Origin of the sequence: Actinoplanes sp. NPDC049599 (genome assembly GCF_044465625.1) — a bacterium.
Classification (GTDB): domain Bacteria; phylum Actinomycetota; class Actinomycetes; order Mycobacteriales; family Micromonosporaceae; genus Actinoplanes.
In genome coordinates, this window is sequence record NZ_JBITLX010000040.1 from 54,596 (window position 1) to 62,465 (window position 7,870).

Annotated in this window: 9 protein-coding genes; 5 read left to right on the plus strand and 4 right to left on the minus strand. The window is 66.6% G+C overall.

Features of this window, described 5'->3' with window-relative positions:
- Window positions 1–111 precede the first annotated feature (111 nt).
- Genes crcB through ACIBQZ_RS39945 form a run of 3 tightly spaced genes read right to left on the minus strand, consistent with a single transcriptional unit; the run spans window position 112 to window position 1,339 of the window.
- Window positions 112–486, minus strand: a complete 375-nt coding sequence (gene crcB / locus ACIBQZ_RS39935; protein WP_396094157.1) for a fluoride efflux transporter CrcB — start codon at window positions 484–486, stop codon at window positions 112–114.
- Entirely contained in the window at window positions 483–833 is a 351-nt protein-coding gene (locus ACIBQZ_RS39940) for a DUF190 domain-containing protein (protein WP_396094158.1), read from the minus strand. Before ACIBQZ_RS39940 ends, crcB begins: the two co-directional genes overlap by 4 nt.
- A complete protein-coding gene (locus ACIBQZ_RS39945) occupies window positions 830–1,339 on the minus strand; it encodes a fluoride efflux transporter FluC (RefSeq protein ID WP_396094159.1) in 510 nt (169 codons plus the stop codon). The genes ACIBQZ_RS39940 and ACIBQZ_RS39945 overlap by 4 nt, the downstream gene beginning before the upstream one ends.
- 250 nt (window positions 1,340–1,589) lie before the next feature.
- Here ACIBQZ_RS39945 and ACIBQZ_RS39950 point away from each other — a divergent pair, with 250 nt between their 5' ends.
- The 5 genes from ACIBQZ_RS39950 to ACIBQZ_RS39970 all read left to right on the plus strand — a co-directional run bounded on the left by ACIBQZ_RS39950 (window position 1,590) and on the right by ACIBQZ_RS39970 (window position 7,057).
- Window positions 1,590–2,609 carry an NADPH:quinone reductase gene (locus ACIBQZ_RS39950; RefSeq protein ID WP_396094160.1) on the plus strand — a complete coding sequence of 340 codons (1,020 nt, stop codon included), beginning with the start codon at window positions 1,590–1,592 and terminating at the stop codon, window positions 2,607–2,609.
- A gap of 103 nt (window positions 2,610–2,712) precedes the next feature.
- On the plus strand, window positions 2,713–3,534 hold the full coding sequence (locus tag ACIBQZ_RS39955) for a hypothetical protein (protein WP_396094161.1): 822 nt from the start codon (window positions 2,713–2,715) through the stop codon (window positions 3,532–3,534).
- Between the two features lie 274 nt (window positions 3,535–3,808).
- Window positions 3,809–4,777, plus strand: a complete 969-nt coding sequence (locus ACIBQZ_RS39960) for a hypothetical protein (RefSeq protein WP_396094162.1) — start codon at window positions 3,809–3,811, stop codon at window positions 4,775–4,777.
- Window positions 4,778–5,146: 369 nt separating this feature from the next.
- A complete protein-coding gene (locus ACIBQZ_RS39965; protein WP_396094163.1) occupies window positions 5,147–5,506 on the plus strand; it encodes a hypothetical protein in 360 nt (119 codons plus the stop codon).
- Window positions 5,507–6,382: 876 nt separating this feature from the next.
- On the plus strand, window positions 6,383–7,057 hold the full coding sequence (locus ACIBQZ_RS39970; RefSeq protein WP_396094164.1) for a hypothetical protein: 675 nt from the start codon (window positions 6,383–6,385) through the stop codon (window positions 7,055–7,057).
- 141 nt (window positions 7,058–7,198) lie between these two features.
- On the opposite strand, the gene ACIBQZ_RS39975 is transcribed toward ACIBQZ_RS39970, so the two are convergent.
- The coding region (locus tag ACIBQZ_RS39975) for a DUF2716 domain-containing protein (protein WP_396094165.1) at window positions 7,199–7,870 on the minus strand (672 nt) is incomplete at its 5' end.

Sequence of the window (7,870 nt, forward strand, 5' to 3'; positions counted from 1 at the left end):
TCACAGCTCCTTGATAGGGCGATGTTTCGACCATGGCTCCCGCGGCCGGTTCGTGTCCCGGGTCCAAGGTCCCGTCCTATGAGCCCTCCTGGCGCTCGGCGTTGCGTGGGCTCAGGGCCACAGCGCATCGGCAACGGCGATGCCGCAGAACGCCGCGCCGAGGCCGGCGCCGATGCTGGCTGCGACGTTGAGTACCGCGTACGCGCGGACCCGGTCCTCCAGCAGCCGCACGGTCTCGTAGCCGAAGGTGGAGTAGGTGGTCAACGCGCCGCACAACCCCGTACCCAGCAGGGCACTGACCCCTCCCGGCACCTCGTGCAGAGCCGCGCCGCGGATCAGGACGCCGAGGATGAAGGAGCCGACGACGTTGACGGTGAACGTCCCCCACGGAAAGACCGAGTCGTGATGCGCCTGCACCGCCCGGTCGGCCAGATAGCGCAGGGGAGCGCCGACGGCGGCGCCGAGAATGACGAGCAACGCGGTCATGGCGCGGTCTTCGGTGGGCGTCCGACGTAGCGGATCACCTCGACCGGGTCGATGATGACCAGGCCCTCGGTGACGAGCTCGTCAAGCTGCGGCAGGAACGCGCGGACTCGGTCCTGCTGGTCGACGATGATCACCGCGACGGGCAGATCCTCGGACAGCGACAGCAGCCGCGTCGTGTGGATCCGCGACGACGCACCGAAACCCTCGATGCCGCGCAGGACCGACGCTCCCGCCAGCCCGGCGACGTGCGCGCGGTGCACGATCTCGTGGTACAGCGGCTTGTGGTGCCAGACGTCGTCCTCGCCGACAAAGATGGTGAGCCGCACGGCGGGCCCTTCGATCTTCATGACTGCGCCTCCTCGCCGCGACGGCGGTCGCGTCTGCTGCGATATCCGCGGGTGATCAGCCGGGTCAGGGTGATGCCGGCATACACGGCGGCCAGCGCCGCAGCGAGTGTGGCCGCGAGATACAGCAATCCCGTGCGGGCCGCGCCGGCCGCCACGAGTTGCTGGATGTCCGCGGTGTAGGTCGAGAACGTGGTGTACCCGCCGAGCACACCGACCCCGAGAAAGGGACGGATCAGCCGGTGCGCCGACCACACCTCCGTGATCATCACCATGAGGATCCCGATGAGGAAACAACCCGAGACGTTCGTGACGAAGGTGGCCCACGGGAACTGCCCCGGCGAGTGCGGCCACGCGGTGGCCAGACCGTACCGGCCGAGCGCCCCGAACGCGCCGCCGGCGGAAATGGCTCCCAGCACCGACCACGGCGCCCGCACCATCTCCCGGCGCTGCCGGGCGACGTGCAGATCGACGTCTGAGTCCATCGGCAGTCGAGTGGTCTGCGACATCACGAGTCCCCCACCAGTGGCGTGCAAGCTGGCAGGGACCGTTGGCGGATCTGCCGCGGTTCTCCCGTCGCCCGGGACGGCGGGCCCCACCGCCGCGAGGCTCCGAGAAACCTCACGGTCACTGTACAACCGCCACCAGGCGGCCGCGGGGCTGGAGAAGCCCAGGTCACCAGGTCAACGTCAGGTCTCTGCCCTTCCTTGTCGCGGGCGGCGCGACATGGTCGCCGCCGTGACGGATAACATCCGGAGGATGAAGGCCATCATCTACCGCGACAACGGCGGTACTGAGGTTCTCGAACTTGTCGACCGCGAGGTGCCGGAGCCGGGCCCGGGCGAGGTGCGCGTCCGCGTCGCCGTGTCGGGCGTCAACCCGACGGACTGGAAGACCAGGTCCGGTGCGACCAACCCGAAGCAGTTCGCCGAGGTCGTCCCGCATCTCGACGGCGCGGGCACGATCGACGCGGTCGGCGGCGGCGTCGATCCAGGCCGGATCGGCCGGCGCGTCTGGGTGTTCATGGCGGCGGCGGGCCGGCCGACCGGGACGGCCGCCGAGTTCACCGTCGTGCCGGCCGCGCAGGCCGTGTCGCTGCCCGACGGGGTGGGCTTCGACCTGGGCGCCTCGCTCGGGGTGCCCGCGCTCACCGCGCACCGGGCGCTCACCGTCGCCGAGGACGGACCCCGGCGGCTGCGGCCCGGCGCGCTCGACGGCAAGGTCGTCCTCGTCGCGGGCGGTGCCGGAGCGGTCGGGCACGCGGCGATCCAGCTCGCGCGGTGGGCCGGCGCCACGGTGATCAGCACCGTCAGCGGGCCGGAGAAGGCTCGCCTGGCCCTGGCCGCGGGCGCCCACCACACGATCAACTACCGCGAGGACGCCGCCGCTGCGGAGATCCGCGAGATCGCCCCGGACGGCGTCGACGTCATCACGGAGGTAGCGCTCGGTGCGAACCTCGCCCTCGACCTTGCCGTGCTGCGGACGCGGGGCACGATCTCGACGTACGCGAATGACGGTGGCAAGCCGGTTGAGCTGGACGTGCGGCAGAACATGATGCTGAATACCCGCTTGCAGTTTCTGGTGTTGTACACGGTCGGCCCGCAGGCGCTCGCCGCGGCCGCCGAGGACGTGTCCGCCGCGGTCGAGGCCGGTGCGCTGCCGGTCGGCGCGGAGCACGGCCTGCCGCTGGTCCGCTTCCCGCTCGAGCGCACCGCCGACGCCCATCAAGCGGTGGAGAACGGCGCCGTCGGGAAGGTCCTTGTCGACATCACTGCCTGACGACACGATGTGCAACCGCTGACCTGGGGCCGGGTGTATCCGGGCATGCGGCGAGGTGCAGCCGCTGGTGGATCGTGGTGTGTGGTGAACTGGGTGGGTGCAGATGCGTCCTGCGGAACTGGCGGCGATCCGGGCCGGCGACGTCGACGTGGCGTTCCGCCGGTGGGAACGGCCACGGGTCAGGGTAGGCACCCGGATGCGTACCGCGGTCGGACTGGTCGAGGTCACGTCCGTCGACCGCGTACCGGTGAGGTCGCTGACCGCCGCAGACGCCCGCCGGGCCGGCGCGGCGTCGCTGGCGGCGCTCCGCCACGGGCTGGACCGCGTCCACCCCGAGCGGCCGGTGTATCGGATCGGGCTACGGTACGCGGGCGTCGACCCGCGGCACGCGCTGCGGGAGGCGGTGCCCGACGCCGCGGAGATCGACACGATCGTCGGGTGGCTCGACCGGCTCGACCGCGCCTCGCCGACCGGGCCGTGGACCCGGGCAACGCTCCTGCTGATCGACGAACTGCCGGCCACCCGGGCGCCCGACCTCGCGCAACGGATGGGGCGAGACACCCCGTCGTTCAAACAGAACGTGCGAAAGCTGAAGGAGCGCGGCCTGACCGAATCGCTCGACATCGGATACCGGCTCTCGGCGCGCGGCGCCGCGGTCCTGGACCACGAGGGTCATCCCCGGTCGGCCCGGGGCCGGCCGGCACCGGAGCCGGGCATTCCGCTGCCACACCTCGGCGCCGCCGCGACCCGTGCGCTCACCGCGTACGGCGTGGTCCGGCTCGAGCAGGTCGCCGGCCTCAGTGAGGCCGAGGTGCAGGCACTGCACGGAGTCGGACCCTACGCCCTGGGCCGCCTGCGAACGGCGATGGACACGGCCGGGCTGACTTTCCGCGGCGATCGTGGCGCCCCGCCGCAGACGTCCTGACATCCGGTCGCAGGCCGCCACCAAGAGGGGCAGAAACGATTTCGCCTGACCACGACGCCCGTGCGCGGTCATGCCGATGACAGTGCAGCGTTCCGTGACTCCAGCTGAATGTCCGCAGAACGTGAGCAGCCCAGAGCGGGGGATCTAAAAGGATACTTTGACGTGCGGTGTTGCCGGCTGCCGCCGGGTAGTCCAGAGTAGGCGAGTGGACGACAACGGGGGACAGCCCGGTGATCGCGAAACCTCCGTATTGCGAGTCCGATACCTGGTAGCGGTGACCCTGCTGACGCTACCGGTGCTCCTGCTGGCCGTCTGGCAATGGCGACTCCTCGTGCACTGGTGGGAGCACGATCTGCAGGGCACAACACAGATCGGTCCATTTTCCGTCAGAGACTGGGCCCGGATCGGCAAGGTCGCACAGTTCGTGGCCGGTCTCACCGTCGTCCTGGATGTGATCGGGCCGGAACGGATCCTGGCGGTCGGTGCGGAGATCAGGAAATACCGGCAGAACGTTCTCGACGCGATGAGTGACCTCAAGGGATCCCACCACGTCGCGGCCCAGTCGAGTGAGCTGTTCCGGAGCCTGATCGAGACACGGGGTGAGGGCGATGGGAGTTATCTGTGGCATTTTGAGTTGGCCGGCCACGGTCCGCCGAGGGCAGTATTGCCCTCTCTTGCTCAGGACAGTCTCGAGGAATGGCACAAGGCGGCTGCCGAGCGATTAGGCCGCTCACATACCTGCGATGTATCTCACGAGTCGTCTGCATATGCCTGTGATTGGCAAGTCGCAGTCGCGCAGGAGGAGGCCGACCGATATCTGGAGGAAAGCGTGCCGGGCCTCATCAGCGAGGACCTTGCAGACCTCCGGGAACGGGTCTCCGCAGCTTATCTCAAGATGGCGGCCGGATCCTTGGTCGCTAATGTGGTCATTGCGCTGGCGATAGAAGTCGTCCTGTCCGAAACCGTCTCGGCATCGCTGGCCTGGCTGCTGACGTTCGGCTATGTCACCGGGGCGGTCCTGCTGTTCGGAATCTTGGCCGTGACCTTTCGTGAGCGCCCGCCGACCTCGCAGTGGGGCACTCTGCCGCTGCGATTCTATCTGTGGGTCCTGACGGCGCCGGCAGCGTATCTTCTGCAAAAGTGCGGGGCTGCCCTCGGCCGCTACCACGAGGGTCAGATGGTCAAACTTGCTGCACTCGGAGTATTCGGCCTCGGGTGGCTGTTGGACTTCCTGGCCGCCTGACCAGGCGCGGTCCGGCTCCGGATCAGACGTCCGTCTCGACCCGGCCAATGTGTGGCCCGGCAGGACTACACCTCCAGCAGGGTCCCTTCCCTCGGCCTCGCTCCTGCCGTGGGCCGAGCTGCCCGAAGCGTAGGCCGCTGGCGAAGGGCGATGGTACCTCGTTCCAGCGCATTGTCATGCCGATGTGAGTGCGCGCTCTTCTGCTCCGGAACGGACAGCGCTTAACCTAAACGCGGCCGTGAAGGCCATCGGATGACCAGCCCGATATTCATGATCCGCATCGCGGGTGGAGCGAGCGGCGCGAATTGGCGCGTCACGGCCTGATTTGCGAGGTATGTCGCAAAGCGAACGTGATGGGGAAGGAGAATTGTGGCAACCGACCTGCAATGGCACGTGACTGTCGAGATCACCCCCACGAACGCCTCGGTATTCCGCTGTGGAAACGCGACTGCGGCGCCGCTTCCCAATGCGATCTGGGTATCCGGTGTGTTAAGCCTTCGGCAAGGCGCCGGGCTGCATTTCATCAGCCGCAAGGATCGTCGACTCGGCAAGCAGATAATGGTGTTGAGGGTCTCGCCACAACTGTCTGCCTCCAACGGGGTTGTGGAGCTGAGCAAGCGATTCTTCTACTGCGAGATCTCATTCTGGCGGCATGGCACGCCAGTCCGGGGTCGCATGTCGAACGCAGCGGCTCGCGAGATGTTTGCTGCCATCCGGGACCGCAGGTGAAACTGAGCTACCCGCTCGCATTCTAATTCCGATCCGAGTCCGCTGGAATGGGCGCCGAGAGCCACGCGATCAAAGCTCACCGCGTGAGGCTCCCGATCGGGACAGACGCCGCCAACAACTGAGGGATTCAGCAGTTGTATGGTATGAGTGACTGCGCATCCCACGGCAATGCGCTCACCTGGAATTTGAGACACTTTCCCTGCTTGACGTAATAGCGTGCGAGGAACCCCAAGCTTTGCCGAAGGACAATTATGGCCCCCACGATGGGACCTGGCGCTGACGGCGTGTAGGAGCCATAGGCAAAGTTGTAGCTCTCAGCACGGTTCAGGTACAAAGTGCAGCGAGGCCATCCACAGTGGACCGTTGCCGCGTCGGCTCGCGTCGGGCTGGCGGCTTGGCTGACCGCAATGAAGGAGACAGCAATCAGGAGAACGGCCAGAATTCGAACTAGAAGCACCCGTAAAGCATCCAGCCCTGCCGGACTCTGCCTCGGCACCGCCTTGGAACCGTTGTGCAAAGATCGCCTTGTCATGTGTGGTGACAACCCACTTCCAAATAACCGAGGTGCTAACCGTAACCGGCGGCGGCGTTACGATCCGGTCACACGTTCGGGTGGTTCCTGAACAGAAAAGCCCTCTCGATCAACGCGAAGAAGGTGAAGGTTACGAGACTTCGTGATGGAAGTTTCCCGATAGAGACGCTTCCTCACGTGTAGCAACTAGGCGGTCGTCCACAAGAATGAGCGCGATCATCTGCCGCCGAGCGTGCGCACCGGCTGATGACGTACCGTCGCACTCGGGGGTCGGCGGTTGGTGGGCCAGCGCCTTGAACTGTCGAGAATCGGATCCCGGCAGGTGGGCCGCTACGCTGCTGCGCGTGAGTTACGACCTGTACTTCTGGCCGTCCGGGGCGGCCAGCAATCCTCGTCGGCTGGCTGAACGGCTTGCGGATGAAGAGGCCGGTGACCTCTTGCTGGATGAGAGAGTGCTGTCCTTCCGCACGGAACTGCTGCGCCGCTGGCCTGACCTTGCCGACAGGATCGCTCCGTGGCATCACGATCTGGGTATGCGGCAGCCATGGAGTCGCACGGACCTCGCTGATCGGTTCGTCGGGGTGACTCTGCCGTATGGCTGGGCAGACATCAGCGCACTCCCTGCGCTGGCCGGCGCGTTCGGGCTCGACTCCTATGACCCGCAGGTGGAACAACTGCTGTCGACTGGGGCGCGGCCGCGAGACAGAGGAGTGCTCGACGGCGTGGCGCAGGTCGGTGGCTGGGTTAGCGAGGAACACGTCGTGCGGCTGCTTCGGCAGATCAGCACCTACATCGGCTACGCCTATGACGATCTGGACGAGGCGGCACTCACCGGTGCGCTCGAAGACACGAATGACGAGGCAGCCGATGGCTGGTTCGACTACCCGCTGTCAGGTACGCCCCCGCTGATGATCCTGCTGGCGCAGTCACCGGGGAGTGCAGTGGTCAGCGTCCGCGTCGAAGGCGCCATGGATCTGGTCCTGGCCACACGGATCGAAACGCTGCTCGACATTTTGTAGGGATTCGCGGAGCAGAAGCGGAGCCTATCCGGATCTACTGCCGTCTGGGTATTTCTTTGACGTCCTCATTTGCCGCCGACATTGCGCGATCGGGTGTCGTCGTCAGCGCCGATCGGGCGGACCAGTCTCGTATCCGCCAGCTCAGTCGAAGGGCGCCCGGCGGGGAGGGGCTGACTCTTGCCATCGGTTGCTGCGCTTGACGGCAAGCCAGCTCGTGAGGGTCGGTACCAGGGCAGACACCAGGTGCTCGCCGAAGACACAGAGCGTCTGCTCCCAAGGATGTCCGAAGGTCCCGGTGCTCATGTCCTCGGTGAGGAAGATGTAGTAGTCCCCGTTCGGGAACACCGTTGTGGGCCATTGCTGATCTGACTGGCAGGCGAACTGGTGGGGCCAGAACCGGTACGTCTGGTGCTGCCAGTCGAGCACGACAAGGCTGCTGTCGGGGTCGAGCACTCGGGTCAGCGCGAGCAGGGCGAGACTGTTGATGGCGTCCGCGCCGGCGGCGAACTGCGCGTGGCTGCCGGCGAAGATTGGTGCGAGGTCGACGGTCACCGACGGTCGGGGCTCTTCTATCGCGGGCCAGGATCGCATGCCGGGCCGGAAGGCGAAACGCTGTTGGAAGGGCGCCCAGTACGTGTCGTCGGTTTCCATGGGGATCGGTTCCCAGGCAGGCCGAGTCGATGTAGTGGTTTCGTCCAGACGGTCATTGACCCCATGGACTGAAGTTCCACCTTCGAGCCGGACACCTTGAAACCAGACAGTGGTCTGGGGGAAGGATGTCCCGGTGCCCCGCCCTTCGAAGTATTCCGAGGA